The following is a 278-nucleotide window of genomic DNA, read 5'->3' on the forward strand; positions in this document are numbered from 1 at the left end:
GCCCTGTAGCCGGATAAGCTCGCCTTGCGCCAGGCGCGCATCAAACGCTTTTTCGCCAAGCTCAATAGCTTCTTTTGCTGCCACACGAGCATCTTCGATGCCTGAGTTGGCAACTGCAATAGCTGCTATAACTGCACCGATGCCTACTGCCGCAATAGCACCAGAGGCGCCTATAGAGCCAAGAGCTTCGGAAAAAGTACTTGAAGCGGCGCGTAACGCACCCAACTTATTTGTGCCGCCCTCACTAAGCTGCGTTAAACTTTCGCCCAGCTTTTTTG

The 278-nt window shown here is 53.2% G+C and carries 1 protein-coding gene; it reads right to left on the reverse strand.

Annotated features, from left to right (window positions below):
- On the reverse strand, positions 1-278 hold a 278-nt coding region (locus tag AC0IWT_RS19975; protein ID WP_471798508.1), incomplete at both ends, for a hypothetical protein.

The sequence above is a fragment of the Pedobacter sp. AC464 genome, from assembly GCF_979253075.1.